The sequence below is a fragment of the Alteromonas sp. genome (genome assembly GCF_984505615.1).
Genome location: NZ_CFHOXV010000044.1, coordinates 14,178 through 33,882, shown reverse-complemented (window position 1 = coordinate 33,882; position 19,705 = coordinate 14,178). Strand labels below are relative to the sequence as shown.

Sequence of the window (19,705 nt, the reverse complement as noted above, 5' to 3'; positions counted from 1 at the left end):
CGGCAAAAATCTGGGAACCGATGCCACGAATGGCGTAGGTATTGTCCTGTCCCACCTGCAGTGTGGGCGCCATGACAGAGAGTTGTGTCAGTTCATTGATATTCTGTTCTGCCAGATCAGAACCATAGAGCACTTGAACGCTCACCGGCACTTCCTGCAGGTTTTGAGTGGTCCGCTGCGCTTCCACAAGGATAACTTCAAACCCTTGAGACTCATCAGTTTCAACTGTTTCTTGAGCGTAAAGCACCGGACTGGCAATGGCAGCCGCCAGCGCCGTGACTTTGAAAATTTGCGTGTTTTTCATTTTGGCTTCCTGTATGTCTTCTTATGCGAATGCCTGTGGACGGGTTACCGCAATCTTTGCTGCGTTTCACCATGCCACCGGACATCACTCACATCGCCTTTGTTAACCCCATGTACCGAATGACACATTTAGTTAACAAAAAATAAAATACAGGAATTTCCGCTATCTAAAACGCGAACTTAATGATGAGAGGCATCAATGAAATTGATACCTCATTATTGGAAAATAGATTCTAAAAATATATAAAAGAAGGAACTGAGGTCAGATCGTACCCGCTTGCAGCGCTTTCACTGCATAATCCACAGCCCTGGCGGTAAGCGCCATGTAGGTGAGAGACGGGTTCTGACAGGCAGATGACGCCATTGCTGCGCCATCGGTGACAAACAGATTCGGGATATCGTGGGCCTGATTGTAGCCATTGAGTACCGAGGTTTCAGGATCTTTACCCATTCTCGCCCCGCCCATTTCATGGATAGCCGAGCCTCCCGGATTGGGTTTGTCAGAGCCAAACAGCACCTTACCGCCTGCCGCTTCCACCATTTTTGCCGCTTCTTCTTTAGCTGCTGCGAGCAACTTGTATTCGTTATCGCTGAAAGCAAAGTCGATACGCAGTTGAGGTAAGCCATCAGCGTCGGTTTTCGTGTCGCTGAGGGTGATGCGGTTGGTCTCCTGTGGCAAACACTCTGCAAAAGTGGTGAGTACGAATTTCCACGGGCCGGGTGCCTGTAACTCATCTTTGAACGCCTCGCCCACACCGGCCTGTCGCATGCCACGGGTCCAGCCAGAACGGTAAGCACCGCCCTGATAAGAGAAGCCGCGCAGGTAAGGCTTGTCATTCTCTTCCAGGTTCACAAAGCGGGGGATCACCACACCGGTAGGACGGGAGCCGTGATAATAATGTTCATCGTAACCGGGAATAATCGACGCCACGCCCAGTGTGCCAGCATGATCCATGATGTATTTACCCAGCGTTCCCGACGAATTGGCCAGTCCGTCAGGAAAGGCTTCAGACGTAGAACGCAGCATCAGTGCAACGGAGTTAAACGCACCGGCACAGAGAAATACCAGCTTACCGTTGTACGTCAGTTTTTCTTTGGTTTTCCGGTCGATAACCGTGACGCCGGTAACCCGTTTCGCCTTGTTATCGTAAATCACGGTTTCAACCACGCTGTCGGTTCGCAGGGTTAAGTTTCCGGTTTTCTGCGCCGCCGGCAGTGTGCTGCTTTGGGTGCTGAAATAGGCACCGAATGAACAACCCCGGGAGCAGATATTACGGTACTGGCAGTTCACCCGCCCTTCTTCGGGCTTGCCTTCGGTTAGGTTAGCGGTTCTGCCAATAGTTAAGCAACGCTCCGGATAGGTTTTAAAGATTTCCTCGCGCATGTGCTGCTCAACGGCATTTAACGCCATAGGCGGCTGAAACTGTCCGTCGGGTAACTGCGGCAGATTTTCTTTCGCACCGGAAATACCCACAAAAGACTCTACATAGTCATACCAGTCGGCAATATCTTTATAGCGGATAGGCCAGTCGGTGCCATGACCGTCTCTGGCGTTGGATTCAAAATCGTAATCACTCCAGCGGTAGCATTGCCGGCCCCACATCAGGGAGCGGCCGCCCAGGTGATAGCCACGCAACCAGCGAAAGCCCGGTTCCTGCGCAGTTTCGTAGCTCTGTTCGCTGTCGTCTACCCAGTAGTCTTCTGTCCATTCGGTGAGATGACCGCTGTGTTGCTGAATGGGATAGTGTTTCTCCCAATACGCCTGATCCCCTTCCCCACGGAATGGCATTTCCCAGGGCGGCGTCATTTCATGTTTATAGCCGGTACGGTGAGGAATATCTTCTCCCCGCTCCAGCATAAGCACTTTCAGCCCCTTTTCGGTGAGCTCTTTTGCCGCCCAGCCTCCGGTAATCCCGGAGCCAACTACGATGGCATCATAGGTTGTACTATCAGACTGATTCATCCGTACTTCACTCCTGTCCAGTCGTTAGACCAGGCTTTCGGTTCTTCACTCAACGGCACATCCGGCTTGAACTGGCCGGGTATCAGTAAATACTTCAGCTCTTTCGATGCCCCGACCTCAGAGGTATAGTAAGCCACCAGGATCAGCGACTTTATCTTTTGCCACAGCATGAGCGCAGGCGGCAGGGAAGCAGAAGCCGCGCGGTCGTAGACCTGCGCATCCAGTTTTTCTATCAGGCTGAATTGTTGTTCTGCTTTAAACGACAAAAAATCTGCGCCGGCATAGTCATTCAGTGCAACGGCAAACGTATCAACATCACTTTTTTGCGCACCTTTAAGAGCGTGTTCCGCCGCCTTCATAACAAAAGCGCTGGCATTCACGCCTTTGGCTCCGGGCGTGTCTGTGGCCGGGATAACAATATCGCAAAGACAATCCAGCATCGCTTTGTGGTCAAAAGCAGCAGATGCTGATGTTGCCGCCCAGATGGCGTGCGGTGCTACCGTGAGGCCTGCCGCCGCCATTAATGCACCTGCCATAAAGTGGCGGCGTGACGAATTAGTTGAGTCTGTCATGCTATGCTCCGACGCGATGCGGGAATGGGATTGCAGGATTAACCCTGCAACGCCAGACGCTTTGTATCTTTGGTGGTAGGCACGAAAGGCAAGTATGAAACCCGCATGGTGATGGCAACAGAAATATCATGTTCGCCGTCATCCAGCCCTTCCGGTAGCTTCACCAGTACTTTTGCTTTTTCACCAAAGTTCCAGCGGTCACCGTATTCGGTTTCCATTTCGTCGAGTGTCCAAGTGTTACCGCGCACAGAAAACAAGGTATCTTCCCGGGCCACCAGTTTGTCATCAACGGTTACTGCAATGTTTTCAACCATCGACAGGCCCAGACCACGATAGTAAGGCAAACGTGCCAGTACACTTACGCCATCAAAACCCGCTTCAGCGCTGGTCACCCGTGTCAGGCTGTTTTCTACGATCACTTTGTTATCAAACATAATAATGACTCCTTAGCGCTGATATTTGTTGATAAGGTTTTCCAACATTTTTTGCTGGCGTCTGACCTGTTCTACTGAATCTACAGTGTGTGCATCTTCAATCCAGCGGTTGCCCTCATACTCCGAACAAATGTAACCGTCGTAATTGCCTTTGGTGAGTACCTGAATAATGCGCTCATAGGGAATGGCCGGCTCAATGCAGTCTTCGGTCATTTCATAGAACTTGCCGTGGATGTTATGAATTCTGTCCATGTGAGGCAGCATACGTTCCGGTGCATAGGCGGCGTTGTGACGCAGGGTCTCAGCCATACCCAGTGAAGGACCTGTGCCACCCATTTCACGTACGTTCTGGATCACGTATTCACTGAGAACACGGTCTTCGTAGGCCTTTTCAATGTAGTCAGCAATATTCTGCGGCACACCGTTACGAATAAAGCGGGCTTTCCAGCAAGGCGGGAATTTATCGAGGAACATGCCCATATCAGGCAGGAAACCCAGCGCGTCAGAGCCGGATTTATCAAATGCTTCGGCGTGACGTAAAATCCACGGATGATCGAAATGCAGCGGGGCATGCACTTCTACCAGCATTTTAACGCCGGCTTCTTCAGCAAACGGCGCTGCAGCTACCAGTACATCAGGGTCGATTGACACCAGCACACGCATGAACGGCGTACCCAGGCGCTTTGCCAGTGCGATGTCTTTTTTGATGCTTTCCACCTGCTCTTCAAGTGTCATGATGCGACCCTTGTAGCGCTTGTAGTCAATCATGAAATCCAAAGCAACCGGCACTGCGCCATGCTTTTTAATTGATTCGTGCCAGCCTTCAATCGCCGCATCTTCAATGGATTGCTCCGGGTGCCCCCAGAACGACTGCTCGCCGATGACTTCAATACCGTTCGCGCCCATCTCTGCACACACACGAATACAATCATCCAGTGTCATATCACCCAGAAACGTTTCGTTCTGGTAGCTATAAAGGCTCACGCCACGCTTAATTGTCATGTGAGTTCTCTCCCAAAGAGTATCTTGTTTAATTAGTGCTGACTGGCGCTGGCAGTTTTAGAGCCGGAATCAGACTTGAAGTGAAGAAGCAGGCCGATGCAGCCGGCCGCCAGGCCAATCCCACCCGCCACAGCAAATGCGCCATGCACACTGCCGGTTAACGATTCGATGCGGGCCACCAGCCAGGGGCTGGAGAACTGACCGAAGAAGAAACACGATGCCCACACTCCCATGCCCCGACCACGGTGTTGAGCAGGGACTTTGGTTTGTGTCCAGGCAATCAGACTGGGTACAGACATACCGGCACCGGTTTGTTGAATAACCAGACCCAGAACCAGCATTTCCACGCTGTTGGCGGTGCCCATAATAAGCAGGCCGCCGCACAGCACTACCAGGAAGCTGCCGATTTGAATTGCATTCGACTTACCACCCAGTAAACGGAAAATGAATGCACCCACCATCACGAACAAACTGGGAATGGCTGACAATTCGCTGATCCGTGACGGCTCATTAATGCCGAGCTCACGGAACACCAGACCACCGGAAATAATAAACACATAGTAAAGTGCCGATGACAGCAGGGTTACGGCGCCAATCGCAGCCATGGTAGCAGTGGGAAACGGCACTTTGTTGACGGCTTCTACTGCACTGGCTACTCCCGCTTTCACCTGACGCGCCGGCTCTTTTAAATACTTCAGCATCAGCAGGAAAATAACGAAAGCCACTGAGTAAATCAGGAACACGCCGTTCCATTGAATTTCCGTAGCAGGGCCTGCGGTGCGGATAACAATAGCGCCGAGGAACGGCCCGGCCAGTCCTTGCAGGAATAACCAGTCGCGACGACCTTCATCTTCCCAGTAATCAGCAATTAACGTATTTACCGCAGTAATGATGATGGCTTCAGCAAAGCCCAGCAGCAGACGGCTGGCGAACATGGCGTAGATGTCAGTTAAGAAGAAAGGCGCCACACCGAATACACCGTACAGACAGGTTGCCCACAGTAGCAACCGTACCCTGCCGTATTTGTCTACCAGTACACCGGCAAAAGAAGCGGTGAGCGCGATAGTTAACCCGGGCGCCGACACAATTAGCGGCACAAGCTCCCGGGCATTAGGATGGTCTTTGAAGTGGTCGATGATGGACGGCAATGCCGGAAACATCGACACGATGGCGAAGAGAGGAAGAAATGCAGAGATAACAATGATCAGGCCCTGCGGTATTTGCTCCAGCCGTTTGAAAAAAGCGATAACAGATTTCATTCAAAATGGTCCAGCTTCAGAATATGTTCTTAGAATACAGATTCTAAAAATTGGATCAAGCACATTTGTTTAGATAATTTTTTACAACTTTGCCATAATATTCTAACGTGAGAAAGTAACGGCACTGCCGTGATCACGCCCCGCCACGATAAACCGGTGTTTATCTGCGGCGAAAAACGCTATTATTCAGGGCATAAAATGACGTTAAATTGTTAATTGGAATACCCGTTTGAGTACAGATACTACTGAATTTCACAGGGAACCGAAGCAGAGTCGGAGCCGGGCTTCTCTGGAGCGCTTGCTTCGGGCCGCCGCCGACTTATTAATCGAAAAAGGTTACGCAGAATTTACGCTTCAGGAAGTGAGTAAGCGTGCCAACGTCTCTATCGGTTCTATCTATAACCGCTTTAACAGCAAAGAGAACCTGATCCGTCAGGTTCAGCGCAACGAACTCGAAGCGCTGGAAGTCGACTCAGCTGTAGCAATTAACATGATCCGCAGACAAAACCTGAAGCTCAGGCAACTGGTGCCGGCGGTTATTCGTCAGTATGGCGATATCCTTCGCAAATATCAGGGAATTCTACGGCCGCTAATGGAAATTTCTGTGGTAGATGAAGTGGTGCGGGAAATTGGTAAACAACACGCTTGGCAAAATACCGAGGACTTTCTTAAGCTGCTTTTAGAATGCAAAGATGAAATTACTCAACCCGATCCAACCCGTGCCGTTCACCGTGGTTTTATGTATGCCTATTCTGCTTTATCCCGTTTTCTGGGGCTGGGTTTTGTGGACTCCACCAGTGGTGAAGAAGACTGGGACGAAATGCTGGAAGACTTGAGCGAAATCACACTGCATTACCTGCTCGGACACCCTGATAATATCCGTTAAACCTGTAGCCTGATTACCGGAAAAAGCGCTGCGAAGCGCGGTCTGTATGGTGTTCAGGGGAAATGGTTGCGAAAGTGAACATAAGGGAAGTCCGCTTTCGCAACCGGTAAGTGTGACACGCAGGCCTGACGACCTTCACGACTCAACTGGAATGATAAGCTTATGGTCACAGCGATACTGTGACTAATATTGCCGTTGATTAAAAATTGATTATTTAAATAGCTTTAATTGAAAAATGGAATGTTAATTCCATTTTTAATTTTCTTAAAGTGACACCGCTTTTAAAGCCAGTAAGATCAACACCCCGCCAGTTACCTTATCAATAATGCCTGCTTTTGCCTGAATCCGTTGTACTACCGCCTGACTCGACATCACCACGGCAATCAGCGTGTACCACAGCCCGTCAATCAATGCTGGGGTTGCAACGATAACTGCGGTTTCCGCCATGTTTTCGGCCACACCGATAAACTGACTGAACAGGGCAATAAAAAAGAGTGCGATCTTAGGATTGAACAATGATATTGCCAGGCCATCCCCCGCCGCCGCCAGCGCAGAGACTTTTTTGCCAGACTGCAATTGCGCCTGGATGCCGCCCTTCGACATCAGCGATTTTACCCCAAGATAAGCCAGGTACCCGGCTCCCAGCCAGGTGAGTGCTTTAAACAACACTGGCGAATGTTGCAGTAACACGGCCAATCCAGAACTGGTTAATAATGCATAGAAGAAAACACCCGACGCATGGGCCCATGCAGTACAAAGCCCGTTAAAGCGCCCGCCAGACAGTGCATGTTTAGTCACAACCGCCAGACTCGGACCAGGAGACATGGCTCCCAACAAACAAACAGAAAATAAAGTGAAAAATACAACGATGGTCATGATGCCCCTCCAATTTCCTGCATTGTAGAAGCATCATAAACATAACTGGAAATCATAAGATATCATCATAACTATGATTTAGAGTAATACCACAAAGCAATCAAAGTTGGATTGAGCTTTCGCAATGAGCAATCGCGTCTTTTACCTGCTCCCGCGCCCATTTATGTCTGATGTCGTTATCATATTTTGGATGCCAGATAAGCCAGTACTGGTTTTCATCAACGTCGAAAGGCAGTGGCTTGTGCACAATATTCCAGCTGTCTCCCAAACTCTCGGCAATGTGCTCTGGCATCACCATCAACCCGTCGAATACTTGCAAATGGCTTAATGCTGCATTGAAGAAGGGCACCCGCAAATGAACCCGGCGCTGCAAGTCTTGCTGCCGCAGCATGTCATCAACAAAGGTATCTTTGTCAGCCCCACCGGTAATTTTAATATGCGGATAAGCAATCAGTTCATTCACAGTGACATGCTTTTTTGAAGCCAGTGGATGTGACTGGTGCATCACCAGCACCGAATGGTCCGCGCCAATACGGATACCAGAAATGCCATCCGGCTTTTGCGGCAACATGGTGGAAGCGATATCAATATTAAGTTCGTGGAGCCGGTGAATATATTCAGGCTCCCACAGCCGCAAGCTCACCGCCAGGTTTGGCGCTTGCGCATTGAGCCGCTTGCATACGTCCGGCATGACATACTGGGCGACATAATCACTCGACGACAGCACCAGCTCGCCAAACCAATTTTCAGGGTCGAATACGGTTTCAGCCAACAGCAAATCGAAATCATCCATGAGCGTGTCGAGCTTGGCTTTCAGCATTTCAGCTTTTGGCGTCATGATAAGCACATTACCATTGCGTACCAGCAACTCGTCCTGCCAGATATCACGAAGCTGCGCCAACTGCCTGCTCACCGCTGACTGGGTGATATGAAGACGTTGCGCAGCTTTGCTCACATGGGCTTCCTGCAACAATACATGTAACGTGCGAAGCAAGTTGAGGTTGGTATTTCTGAGCATATAAGTGTTCCCGCTCCCTTTAAAACGAAGTTATCCCAACCACTGATTCAGCACCACGTGGGTTTTGATTTTGATGATGTCGTCGATGGTATCGATATGCTCACGGATTTCATGTAGCCGGCGCATGGTGTCTGCTTTTATCAGCACAATCAGGTCACACTCGCCGGTAACACCGTAGCACGACACGACCTCGGGAATGGCGCGAAAATAGGGCACCACCTCTGCACACCGTGCCCGCTTGTGCTGGATTTCCAGATAGGCGGCAACGCCTTCTTTTTGCGATTCTGACAACATGACCTGATAGCCGCGGATCACATTGTTCGATTCCAGTTTCTTAATCCGTTCTGTGACGGCGGAACGTGACAGGCCCACTTCATCGGCAATAGCTGAGATACTGGCCCGGGCATTTTGCCGGAGCTGAGCAAGAATAGCCTGATCGAATTTGTCCATGGTGATTCCGTCATTTTGCAGGTAAAAAGTCTTTCTGCCGTCAAAGTGACGGCAACAACGCGCTGAATGCACGCAAAGTAACACGTTATGAAGCGCAAAAACGCAGTATATTACGCAATTGAAATTAACGCAGTACTATTGGGTTTGTTTATCACCATGCACGATGCAAATAACAAAATTGGCCGCTGGCAGGGCGCCGGGCTGCTGACCACCACTTTGCTGGGTACCAGCGTATTTATTTTGCCGCAGATGACCATCAACACCGCTGGTCACTGGGCAATGATCAGCTGGCTTGTGCTGACAGTGGCAATACTGCCCGTTGCCATGGTGTTTGCTAAACTCTCCTCCCGCTACCCTCATGCAGGCGGCCCGGCCTATTTTGTTGAAAAGGCGTTTGGCAAATCTGCAGGCAGAACTATCGGTTTGCTGTTCTTGTTTGTGGTACCTATTGGCGCGCCTGCTGCCATCATTATGACGTACTGGTTTATCGAAACGCTGTTTGGTCTCTCACCAGACTGGGCGCTGCCCGTTCAACTGGGTATTATCGCGCTGCTGTTTGCGCTTAATTATCGGGGTATTCAGTTTTCTTCGACCCTACAACTCATCCTCACACTCGTTATTACTCTGGTCGTTATTGCCATGCTGGCAGGTCAGCCTGTGGCGTCGGGCGAACTGCTCCCTGAGGCAACGTCTACGCCCTTTGATGTGAATCCTATGCTGGCCGCCATGGGCATCGCATTCTGGAGTTTTCTCGGCATAGAAGCCATTTCCCATCTGGCCGATGATTTTAAAGATCCGGGGCGGGACTTAGTCCCTGCCATTATGACCGGCACATTACTGGTGGGATTAATTTACCTGGGCTGTACCTGGCTGCTCATCGACACGCCAGTGTCGGATTCTCTGAGTATGGTCATCGTATTTGATCAGATTTTCTCCGGTGGTGGTGCGGCGGTTATCGGTGCACTCGGTGTGGCTGGCGGCCTGGCAACTGTGAACGTATACACAGCCAGTCTGGCACGGTTAACCTGGAGTTTAAGCAACGATAAAGTTTTACCGGGTTACTTCCAAAGCCTTAACCAGCACAACGTGCCTCAACGGGCACTGCAATGCGTACTTATCGTCATGACTCTCACTTTGATAATCACTCACTACGGTGCCTACAATCTGGAAGACCTGATTGGTTGGGTTAACGGAGTATTTGTACTGATTTATCTGGCAAGTATGCTGGCGGCTGTCCGTCTTTTATCAGTAAAGCACCGTCCACTGGTAATGCTGAGCTGCCTGTTCTGCGCCACCATCGCTGTGGGACTGGGCACAAAGATGCTCTATGCGCTGGGACTGTTTTGCGTGTGCGCGCCACTGCTTTGGTATCAGCAGCGGCTTGCAACCAATAGAGCAGAACGCAGATTGCAGCGCGGGGCAAATTGACTTTTATTGCCCGCTATAGCCTTGAGTGAATAGCACTGCGATAGGCGTCAATGGCGGGCAACAGCGAGGTAATAAGCGTTGCTACTACCACAGCACCAATAACCATTGCGCTGTGCGTATTAAACACATTGGCAGATAAAAACAGGCCGTACTCACTGGCCAGCCAGCCTTTCGCGCCGGCAAAAATGGATGTGACTAACCCCAGTGACACGACACTGGCACTGACAGCAATGACAAGGGCTTCGGTTAAAATAAGCAAGAAGACCACACCAGCTCCGGCACCTAATATACGGAGCACTGCAATCTCTTTTTCCCGCTGCTGCATAGAAGCCAGCAGCATGGTAGACAGGCCGAATAGTGACGACACCAGGATCAGTACGCTAATCACACGCAAAATATTCTCTACTGTGCCCATCATTTTCCACAACTCAGCCATGGCCACGCCGGGCAGAATGGCCATGAGTCTGTCATCTTCATAATTGTTCAGCGCCCGCTGTAAAGTGAACGTGGCAAATTTCGATTTAAGTCCCAACAACACGGCGGTTACGCTGTCAGGCTGAACCAGCGGATTGGATAAATCATCGGGGTTTGCGAGGATGTCTTTCAGTTGGGAAGGCGCCAGATGCATGGCCTCGATACCCGCTAAACTCACATGTACGGTTTTATCTACCGGCGTGCCGGTAGGCGCGAGAATACCGGTAATGTTAAAAGGCGACTGGTCGTGATTAGTAAAACTTACTGCTCCGGTACCGTGGGCAATAACAATCTTATCGCCGACCTTATAGCCCAGCTTTTTTGCCACATCCGCACCGATGACGGTGTCGAATATGCCTTTGAACGGTTCGCCGTCAGCAAAGGCCAAATGCTGCTTATTGCCGTACTTATACTGATCGAAGTAGGTTTGATTGGTACCTAACACGCGGTAACCGTGATGAGAGTCTCCCAGCGCAATAGGAATTGCCCAGCTTACCTGTTCATTATTTTCGAGCATTTCAAAACTGTCGTATTCCACGTTATTGGTGGGGCTGCCCATGCGGAAAATACTGTAGAGCATGAGGTTCATCTGTCCGCTTGGCGCACCGACAATTAAGTCCACACCGGACACCGTGCGGTTGAAGCTGGCTTCTGCCTGCAGGCGGATGTGCTCAACACTGAGTAATACACTGATACTGATGAGCAACGAAAGAAAAGTAAGCAGCACTGACTTCGCGCGGCTTCGTAAACTGCTTACTGCAAAAGATAACAACATTACGCCACCTCACTGAATGAGCATAACGACTGCAAAGACACCGATGACGACAGATACTGCGCGAGGCTTTTGTCATGACTGACGAAGATAAGCGTAGTGTGATGTTGTTTACATAGGTCAATCAGCAGAGTCATAAACGCATCACGGGCGTCGGTATCCAGCGCAGAGGTTGGTTCATCCACCAGCAGAATTTCAGGTTCATTGATGAGCGCGCGGGCAATGGCCACCCGTTGTTGCTGCCCCACACTCAGGCTTTTAGCTGACTGGGTTAAGACTTCTACAGGCAATTTAAGGGCGTTAATTAAGCCCGCAGCTTTGCTTTCTACATTGCCTTTGTTGCCACCGAAATAGGCGGCCAGTTCGATGTTCTTCAACACACTGAGATGAGGTACCAGGTTAAATTGCTGGAATACCACCCCGATGTGCCGCGCACGGAACCCGTCCCGCTTACCGGATGACAGTGAAGAGAAATCCTCACCCAGCAAAGTAATATCACCGCTGTCTGCGTTCAGTACACCGGCCAGCATATTCAATAACGTGGTTTTCCCCGAGCCCGACGGGCCATGCAAAAAGATACGGTCACCTTTTTCCACTGTCCATTCCGGCAGTGTCATGCGGGTTTTACTTTTCGGGTACTGATGAACCACATCTTTGAGATGTATCGCGACAGAAGCCGACGAAGTGCTTGTTTGCTGACTATTCAAACTGAACTCTTATCGTTATTATAGAATCTGGTGATGTTATAACATCGGGCATTTAATCTAACCAATAGTGACGCTTTTAATGAAACGAATCCTGAGACAAACCGCAATTTTAATGTGTATAAGTGCGTGCCCCTTCAGCGCGTCACTATCTGCTGCCGAATATGAAGAAATAGAGTGGACCGCGTTAATGCCGGCCAGTGATTTGGCTGCCCTGCTGGACCCACCTGACTATCTAAGCAATGTTAAGGACGGATCTCAACAAGATTCTGTAAAGGCGTTTACACAGAACTCGTTTGAAGATGAGAAAACAGAGCGTTTCAAGCAGGCGTTAAGCTCTGTGCAGGTCATTCCTGAATTCGACGGCCGTTCAATTAAAATTCCGGGCTACGTGGTCCCTCTTCAACAAAATGAAGAAAAGTTAGTGACCGAATTTTTCATCGTACCCTACTTTGGTGCCTGTCTGCATATGCCGCCGCCACCGCCTAACCAGATTATTTATGTGAGCTACGAGCAGGGACTAAAGTTAGAGGATTTGGAGCAGCCATTCTGGTTCGAGGGCGAAGTGGATATTCAAACCCGTCAGCATGAATTAGGCACCGCAGCTTACACACTGAATGTGGATCGCTACGAACTGTTTGAGTAAAAAGGGCCTTACATAAAATCCAGTGTCATGATCAGGCGTTTTTCACCTCTCTCCGGTAACGGGTAGCTTATTGTGGTGCATGGTGGTGGTGCCTGTTCTGAGAGTTTAACAATGGGTATTTCAGGAGTGCTCACAGCGGGTGAGGTTTCGCTTTCGAAAGTTCTGAATATGTGCGATGACGATAAATAATGAGGCGATTATGGTTAACACCGTCTCTCCTTCTTCACCGGCAATGTCATGGGCAACCGTGCCGACGAGGGTAAGCAAAAACAAACCTGCCAGTCCGCAGGAAAGTACTTTGCCATTCTTGTGATGCCGGTAACCGGCAATTAAGGCCACAAGACCTACTGGCACTACAAAAAACAGTAAAACCTGATGGAAGACTTCGTGGTCGGGGATTGCAAGCCCGCCGAAAGTGGGTAAGGCGATGATTAACAATGGTGTGAGAATGCAGTGAACAACGCATAAAGATGAAAGTGCGATAGCGATTTTATCGCCCGTTTCCTGAATTCGCGGCATAGTATTTCCGTTGCAGAGAGGAGTATTTTGCATGTGATATTTACCAGCTTACTGTTGCGCTTTGAGGTGTGGCGTCAGTCATCCCCTGACCTTTGTCGTTTACCCACTGAACTTCCAGGGCTGACAATGATGGAGCAAGACGAAAAAGGGTTACCGTCATTTCAGAAATGTCGTCACCACAAGATAATTGATAGGCTAACGTGACATCTTCGTGATGGTGCGTATCATGATGATCCTCGTCGTGATGCTCGCCGTCATGGTATTGCTCATCTTCATGCAGCGAGCCATGAGTTTCATGGCCAACGTTGTGTTCAGGAGATTCGTGGTGGGGAAAATCAATCTCCTGACTGACCAACTGGCAATTTCCGTCTACTGAGAAAACGTTGCTGTACTCACTTATTTGTTTTTCAATTTGATGTACCTGCTGCATCTGTTCATCACTTTCCGGTGCATGCTCGAAACCCAGTAAATCCGCTGCAGGAATTGAAAATTGAAGCTGCCAGTTACTCTCATCCTGGGCAACGAGTAACTGCCCGTGTCCGTGAATATGCTTGCCTGCCAGGGCCCAGGCTGCAGAAAAAGGAGCTAAACATAAAAGAACGGCTGCGGATGTGGCTGCCATGAAAATGCGAACAGAAGATAAAGCCATAATCACTCCAGATATGTTATATTATAACAATTTGCATAATGTTATAATGTATCAATTAGCATTACAACAACTCTTCAGAAGATAAGATGTGAATGTGTTGAAATTTGTTGCAGAAGAAAACGGGGAAGTTCAGAAGAAAAAATAGCGGATTTGAAATCATTGCTCCGCGCACAGATGACTGCCGGGAGCAACGATTACCGGACTGTATTAAAGCTTAGCGACATCCTGGGTTTTCACACCGCATGCACCATGACTGCGTTTCTCATGGAAGGCCACTTCCAGTGACTGCATCATCGGAGCATGATGGTCGATAGTCAGCAGATGTTTTTCTACCCGTCTGGCATCAAATGCTGTAAAGAATGATTTCAGGAATACTTCGTTGGTATCGTCCTGCACCAGCACCCGGGCACCGGTCTGCACGATGATAATGTCATCGTCTTTCAAGTTGTAGCGTTTCGCCAGAGACTCGATTTTACTCAGATACGCTTCAGCTTTTTCCGGTGAGTTAGCAAGGATAGCCGGAATTTTAGCGGCTTCAGACAAAGGGATTTTTTCTTTCCCTAAGATGTACATATTGTCCTGCGTGAAGTGTACCCAGTTTTTTGAAGCTTTTTCTACAATCGCAATTTGTGCAGCGTTTTGCGCCTGTTCAAGATAACTCAGCCCTGATTCAGGATAGTCTGCCAGTAATTCAAGATTCAGTTGTACCTGCGACTGAGAGTTATTGCCGATAACGGTAAGCAGCTTGTTCTGGCTTACATTTTCGGTACTGGCGGTTTCACAAAGATTACTTGGAAGATAATAGTACTCGCCTTCACTGATGGCGCTGACGGGTGAAGACACGGCGGCAAACGCCAATACTGCTGCACTACATAACTTTTTCATAATCTATCCTGAACGGGTATCTGCATCGAATGATTAAAAATGTAGCACAACAGTATCGTGTTTTTGGTTCTGGAAAAAGATACCTGTGGATAGGATCTGAGAACTTTCAGGTATGAAATTTTATTCGTTTACGTTCTGCCACTCTCGTTCAGACGGCGCACCATTTCATCATCCAACCGCAGCAAAGCCGCTAATTCTCTGAGGTAGACCTTCTCCATATGGTTCTGTTCATCGATCACCAACAATGACGCCAGGTATATTTCTGCGGCCATTGCGGGTGAAGTTGCCATTGCTGCCACGTCTGCCGGATCCAGCGGTTTATTAATCTCTCCCTCCAGGAAGACCTTCTCATCAGATCCTGCGTCAGACTTAGCAAGGGCATCGTGAATACGGGACAATTCCGCCTCATCAATATGACCATCCGCTTTGGCTGCCGCTATCATGGCTTTAAGAATAATTACCGGATGTTGAGGGTCGTTGTCTTCAAACGTTTCCCGCTTTCGCGCAGCAGATTGCTCTATCTGATAATTATTGTAGATTTTGTACGCCAGTGCACCTATCGCCGCGGCACCACCCACCTTTAGCAAGGTTGAGCCTTTGCCTTTTTTCAACATAGATGTCAGCAATGAACCGCCCGCAGCGCCAAGGCCAGCCTTTTTCAATAAACTTGCGCCGGAGGAGCCTGATGACCCTGTCAGACCGCTTAATTTATCTTTGTGTTGTTTTACCGCAGAAGAATTTAAAACCTGACCCAGCAATTTATTGATATTCATACAACTACCTCTTGTGAATAATGCAAGACAAGGCCCGGAAGCCTCTATAATTTGAACGCACAAAAGGAAATTAAGTTTTGTCACTTAACCGGCTGACAATACAGCTCAGCGTACCGGAAAGGAATTAAGCGCGCCAACCTACTGGAAACCATACCAAGGCCGGCGCTAGGGACTGTTACGTTATTGCAGAGAGTTACCTACGCCGATCACCAGCGTGGCAAGAACAAGTAAAGAGATACCGGTCAGCAGAAGCATACGACTCTTTTTGTTGCTGCCTTTCCATTCCATCAACGCTAATCCCCACAGCGTGGAGAAAATGATGATACTGGCCATATGAATGGTCCAGCTGGAAAACTCGTATTTACCCATGTTGCTTTCGCCCATGGTGTAAAAGAAGAACTGGAAGTACCAGAATGCACCGCCTAATGCAGCCAGCAGATAGTTTTTCACCATCGTGTTGCCCTGCAGACGCTCAGTGCCTTTGGCGACCTGACCAAAAAATTCTTTGGCAGAACCATTTTTCGCAATCAGATAAATACACCAGACAGCGTTAGTCGTTAAACCACCCAGCAATACAACACACAATACAGGCAAACCCTGCCAGAGATGATCGGTGCCGGCTTCAAGAGTCAGTTCACGGATAGGTTTACCCGCCGCAATACCGAAAGCAAAACAGGCAGACATGACACCGGAAAACGCGGCAATGGCTAAGCCTTTCTTCATATCAATGGTTTCGGCTTCTTCTGTGGTGCCGAGACTGCGGTTCTTTTCAGCTGTCGCCCTGGCAACAACAATAACCCCGACCAGGGTCATCAACGTACCGCCAACGGCAAACTGGCCACTAGTGGTTGCCAGTACGGCACCGATAGTGCCATCAAATATAGGTGGGCCTAACGTCCCTAATACTGTGGTAAGACCCAACACAATAGCCATGCCGGACGAGATACCCATGTAGCGTACAGCCAGACCAAAGGTCAAACCGCCAAAGCCCCAGCCCAGACCCCAAAGGAAACATTGCTGCAATGTGCTTGCCGGCGTACTGCCCAGTACACCAAATAAATCTTCGGTCTGGACCATCGCGAAAAACCACGGGCACAGGAACCAGCTGAAAATACCACCGGTCAGCCAGAAGATTTCCCATGACCACTTTTGAATGCGTTTGTACGGAACATAGAAACTGGCAGAGAACAAACCGCCCAGCCAGTGAAACAATACCCCTAGTAATGGATTTGGTGTCATGCCTTTACTCCCGGTACACCACCCGCATGTAATTTTTAAGTAACGGGTTTACATCATTTAAACAATACAATTGCCAGCATACACAATAATTTTATGTAAATCACACACTTTTAATCATTTTCAATCACAAATATTCAAAAGTAGTAATCATGAGGTGCAGGGATACGCATACAGTGATGTATTTAAAGGAGATCCGTAGAACTGTTAACGGATTGGGTCGGGCTTAAAGAAGAGAGGGAGAACAACATAAAGATTGCACGCAAGCTAGCCTGCATGCGTGCTTCATTTTACAAAGCGTACAAAACGCTTATCTGAATCGCACGTGGTCGCGGTTCAGCTCGCTGATTTTGCTGCAGCCCATCAGGCGCATGTCCCGTTCGATTTCAGCCACCATTTGCTGCATCGCACGCTCTACGCCCTTCTGACCTGCCGCTGCAAGAGCATAAAGATAGTAGCGCCCCAGTCCGACTGCTTTCGCACCCAGCGCTAATGCCTTGAGTACGTGCGTACCGCGCTGAATACCACTGTCGAACATAACATCAATCTGGTCACCGACGGCATCAACAATTTCAGCCAGGTGATCGAAAGAACTTCGGGAACCATCAAGCTGACGGCCACCGTGGTTTGAAATCACAATGCCGGTACAGCCGATATCAACGGCACGTTTAGCATCGTCGGCACTCATAATGCCTTTGAGACAGAACTGACCGTCCCAGAATTTCACCATCTCTGCCACGTCTTTCCAGTTCATCGACGGGTCGAGCATATTTGTGAAGTAGTCACCGATAGAGCTGGTTGAACCGCCCATATTAATGTGGGCATCCAGTTGCGGCAGCGAAAATTTTTCATGGGTGACATAGTTAATGCCCCACGCCGGCTTAGTCGCAAACTGCCACAAGCCCGCCAGATTCAACCGGAAAGGAATGGAGAAACCGGTACGTAAATCCCTCTCGCGGTTACCGCCGGTAATGGAATCGACGGTAAGCATCATCACTTCAATACCGGACTCTTTCGCCCGTTCCATCATAGCTCTGTTGAGACCGCGATCTTTATGGAAATAGAACTGATATACCTGAGGCGTATCGTATTGCTTAGCAATTTCCTCCATGCTGACTGTGCCGAGAGACGACACACCAAACATGGTGCCGAATTGCTCAGCGACCGCTGCTACAGCCCGTTCACCCTGATGATGAAACAAACGTTGCAGTGCGGTTGGTGACAAATAAACCGGCAACTGCAGTTTTTGCCCCATCACTTCAACGCTTAAATCAATATCTTTCACGCCGGTGAGCACGCGGGGGATCAGATCACACTCACGGAAAGCCGACGTGTTGCGGCGTAACGTGGTTTCATCGTCAGCACCGCCATCGATGTAGTTAAAAATTGGCCCTGGCAAACGCTTCTGCGCCAACTTACGAAAATCATGAAAATTATGACACTGGCTTAATCGCATTATTGTTTTCCGTTCTCATGCTACAGATCCACAGCCCTCAGATACAAAACAGCCCGCAAACGCGAGCTGTATCTTCAGGCCAGATTCACAGTCCGTCTGAATCAGACGATACCAGAACCGGTGGCATTGGGGTCGCGTGGACGCTCTTTTGCCATGGTTTCACGATAACCAACACCGCGGTAAACACCTAGAGGATTGATAGGCGAACCTTTGCGGTAACGCGCCATCGCCAGAATAGGTGATACATCCAGGTTGAACGCGTTTTTCAGCTCAAGTGACGCCATCAGTGCATCATTGTCTTCCTGAAAACCATACAGGGCTTCACGGTTAACCAGCAATGCTTTGACGTAAGAGCGCTGTACCTCAATGGCTGAATTGATCAGGCTTTCTGCCGGGTCGGTCACGTTGTGTGACTGATCAAGCATGTACGCCGGCCCAAACTCGTCCTGCTGACGATATTCAGCATCAACCAGTTCATTGAAGATCAGGAACTGCTGATACGGATGCAGTGAACCACTGTCCAGGTCATCGTCGCCATATTTGCTGTCATTGAAGTGGAAACCGCCCAGCTTCTTGAACTGAATTAAGCGGGACACAATCATTTCAATGTTGGTATTCGGTGCATGGTGACCCAAATCAACCAGAGACTTACACTTAGGCCCCAGGTGCATAGCAGCCAGCAGGTTTGAACCCCAGTCCTGAATGATAGTGGAGTAGAATGCAGGCTCGAACATTTTGTGTTCAATGTGCATTTCCCAGTCATCCGGCAAGCCTTTATACACTTCTTCCATGCTAGCAAGGTAACGCTCGAATGCACGTTGGAAATGTTGCTGACCGGGATGGTTTGAACCGTCGCCAACCCATACTGTCAGGCTTTTTGCGCCAAGTTGCTGACCGTAGCCAATTACATCAAGGTTGTGCTGAATCGCCAGGTCACGGGATTCTTTCTTAGTGTTACTCAAACTACCATACTTGTAAGAGTGTTCCTGACCACGCTGATCCTGGAACGTGTTTGAGTTCACCGATACCCACTTCAGACCATACTCATCGGCTTTTTGCTTCAGCTCAGAGAAATCGTCAACCACATCCCAGGGGAAGTGAGGCGATACGCTGTCAGTACAACCTGACATTTCATTGATCACTGCGCAGTCTTCCAGCTTTTCCCAGATATTGCGCGGCTCGCCTTCACCGGGGAAGCGGGCAAAACGGGTGCCGCCGGTACCTGTCCCCCATGAAGGTACGGCAACCTGGAATTCGCCGGCCAGCTCGGTAATTTTCTCAATATCGATATCCTGGCGTGCCAGTTTATCTGCCAGCGCAGCGTAATCCGCGTCTAAGTGCCCTTTCAGCTTTTCGTTGTCATCGCTGATAATGGATGCATCAATTCTTCTTAACATAAG

20 protein-coding genes and 1 pseudogene are annotated in these 19,705 nt (G+C 49.3%); 3 read left to right on the top strand and 18 right to left on the bottom strand.

What is annotated here, in order from left to right:
* The 6 genes and pseudogenes from AC4PME_RS17840 to AC4PME_RS17815 form a co-directional block, all read right to left on the bottom strand.
* A pseudogene (locus AC4PME_RS17840) lies at positions 1-304 on the bottom strand (hypothetical protein); the annotation flags it as partial.
* A gap of 261 nt (positions 305-565) precedes the next feature.
* The gene (locus AC4PME_RS17835; protein WP_491044644.1) at positions 566-2,266 is read right to left on the bottom strand and encodes a GMC oxidoreductase; all 1,701 of its coding nucleotides are present in this window, start codon (positions 2,264-2,266) and stop codon (positions 566-568) included.
* On the bottom strand, positions 2,263-2,838 hold the full coding sequence (locus AC4PME_RS17830) for a gluconate 2-dehydrogenase subunit 3 family protein (protein ID WP_491044643.1): 576 nt from the start codon (positions 2,836-2,838) through the stop codon (positions 2,263-2,265). The genes AC4PME_RS17835 and AC4PME_RS17830 overlap by 4 nt, the downstream gene beginning before the upstream one ends.
* A gap of 38 nt (positions 2,839-2,876) precedes the next feature.
* Positions 2,877-3,272, bottom strand: a complete 396-nt coding sequence (locus tag AC4PME_RS17825; protein WP_491044642.1) for a C-glycoside deglycosidase beta subunit domain-containing protein — start codon at positions 3,270-3,272, stop codon at positions 2,877-2,879.
* 12 nt (positions 3,273-3,284) lie between these two features.
* Positions 3,285-4,274 carry a sugar phosphate isomerase/epimerase family protein gene (locus AC4PME_RS17820; RefSeq protein WP_491044641.1) on the bottom strand — a complete coding sequence of 330 codons (990 nt, stop codon included), beginning with the start codon at positions 4,272-4,274 and terminating at the stop codon, positions 3,285-3,287.
* 32 nt (positions 4,275-4,306) lie between these two features.
* Positions 4,307-5,533: an MFS transporter gene (locus AC4PME_RS17815; protein WP_491044640.1), complete on the bottom strand. Its 1,227-nt coding sequence runs from the start codon at positions 5,531-5,533 to the stop codon at positions 4,307-4,309.
* Between the two features lie 298 nt (positions 5,534-5,831).
* On the opposite strand from AC4PME_RS17815, the gene AC4PME_RS17810 reads away from it, so the two are divergent.
* Entirely contained in the window at positions 5,832-6,419 is a 588-nt protein-coding gene (locus tag AC4PME_RS17810) for a TetR/AcrR family transcriptional regulator (protein ID WP_491044639.1), read from the top strand.
* 264 nt (positions 6,420-6,683) lie between these two features.
* On the opposite strand, the gene AC4PME_RS17805 is transcribed toward AC4PME_RS17810, so the two are convergent.
* The 3 genes from AC4PME_RS17805 to AC4PME_RS17795 all read right to left on the bottom strand — a co-directional run bounded on the left by AC4PME_RS17805 (position 6,684) and on the right by AC4PME_RS17795 (position 8,763).
* Positions 6,684-7,295, bottom strand: coding sequence for a LysE family translocator (locus AC4PME_RS17805; RefSeq protein WP_119499540.1), 612 nt, complete (start codon positions 7,293-7,295; stop codon positions 6,684-6,686).
* A gap of 100 nt (positions 7,296-7,395) precedes the next feature.
* Positions 7,396-8,313, bottom strand: a complete 918-nt coding sequence (locus tag AC4PME_RS17800) for a LysR family transcriptional regulator (RefSeq protein ID WP_491044638.1) — start codon at positions 8,311-8,313, stop codon at positions 7,396-7,398.
* Between the two features lie 30 nt (positions 8,314-8,343).
* Positions 8,344-8,763: an Lrp/AsnC family transcriptional regulator gene (locus AC4PME_RS17795; protein WP_491044637.1), complete on the bottom strand. Its 420-nt coding sequence runs from the start codon at positions 8,761-8,763 to the stop codon at positions 8,344-8,346.
* Positions 8,764-8,919: 156 nt separating this feature from the next.
* On the opposite strand from AC4PME_RS17795, the gene yjeH reads away from it, so the two are divergent.
* Positions 8,920-10,191, top strand: coding sequence for an L-methionine/branched-chain amino acid transporter (gene yjeH, locus AC4PME_RS17790; protein WP_491044774.1), 1,272 nt, complete (start codon positions 8,920-8,922; stop codon positions 10,189-10,191).
* A 13-nt stretch (positions 10,192-10,204) separates the two neighbouring features.
* On the opposite strand, the gene AC4PME_RS17785 is transcribed toward yjeH, so the two are convergent.
* Positions 10,205-11,440 carry an ABC transporter permease gene (locus AC4PME_RS17785; RefSeq protein WP_491044636.1) on the bottom strand — a complete coding sequence of 412 codons (1,236 nt, stop codon included), beginning with the start codon at positions 11,438-11,440 and terminating at the stop codon, positions 10,205-10,207.
* Positions 11,440-12,144: an ABC transporter ATP-binding protein gene (locus AC4PME_RS17780; protein ID WP_491044635.1), complete on the bottom strand. Its 705-nt coding sequence runs from the start codon at positions 12,142-12,144 to the stop codon at positions 11,440-11,442. Before AC4PME_RS17780 ends, AC4PME_RS17785 begins: the two co-directional genes overlap by 1 nt.
* A gap of 112 nt (positions 12,145-12,256) precedes the next feature.
* Between AC4PME_RS17780 and AC4PME_RS17775 the strand changes: the two genes are divergently transcribed.
* Complete coding sequence (locus AC4PME_RS17775) at positions 12,257-12,787, top strand: DUF3299 domain-containing protein (protein WP_491044634.1); 531 nt, start codon at positions 12,257-12,259, stop codon at positions 12,785-12,787.
* Between the two features lie 120 nt (positions 12,788-12,907).
* Here AC4PME_RS17775 and AC4PME_RS17770 read toward each other — a convergent pair whose 3' ends face one another.
* The 7 genes from AC4PME_RS17770 to AC4PME_RS17740 all read right to left on the bottom strand — a co-directional run bounded on the left by AC4PME_RS17770 (position 12,908) and on the right by AC4PME_RS17740 (position 19,702).
* A complete protein-coding gene (locus AC4PME_RS17770) occupies positions 12,908-13,306 on the bottom strand; it encodes a MerC domain-containing protein (RefSeq protein ID WP_491044633.1) in 399 nt (132 codons plus the stop codon).
* Positions 13,307-13,346: 40 nt separating this feature from the next.
* Positions 13,347-13,955 carry a ZrgA family zinc uptake protein gene (locus tag AC4PME_RS17765; RefSeq protein ID WP_491044632.1) on the bottom strand — a complete coding sequence of 203 codons (609 nt, stop codon included), beginning with the start codon at positions 13,953-13,955 and terminating at the stop codon, positions 13,347-13,349.
* A 207-nt stretch (positions 13,956-14,162) separates the two neighbouring features.
* A complete protein-coding gene (locus AC4PME_RS17760; protein WP_491044631.1) occupies positions 14,163-14,840 on the bottom strand; it encodes a hypothetical protein in 678 nt (225 codons plus the stop codon).
* Between the two features lie 128 nt (positions 14,841-14,968).
* Complete coding sequence (locus AC4PME_RS17755) at positions 14,969-15,613, bottom strand: tellurite resistance TerB family protein (protein WP_491044630.1); 645 nt, start codon at positions 15,611-15,613, stop codon at positions 14,969-14,971.
* A gap of 180 nt (positions 15,614-15,793) precedes the next feature.
* Entirely contained in the window at positions 15,794-16,852 is a 1,059-nt protein-coding gene (gene rhaT / locus AC4PME_RS17750; protein ID WP_119499531.1) for an L-rhamnose/proton symporter RhaT, read from the bottom strand.
* Between the two features lie 307 nt (positions 16,853-17,159).
* A complete protein-coding gene (locus AC4PME_RS17745) occupies positions 17,160-18,305 on the bottom strand; it encodes an alpha-hydroxy acid oxidase (RefSeq protein WP_119499530.1) in 1,146 nt (381 codons plus the stop codon).
* Between the two features lie 101 nt (positions 18,306-18,406).
* Entirely contained in the window at positions 18,407-19,702 is a 1,296-nt protein-coding gene (locus AC4PME_RS17740; protein ID WP_119499529.1) for a sugar isomerase, read from the bottom strand.
* Positions 19,703-19,705 lie beyond the last annotated feature (3 nt).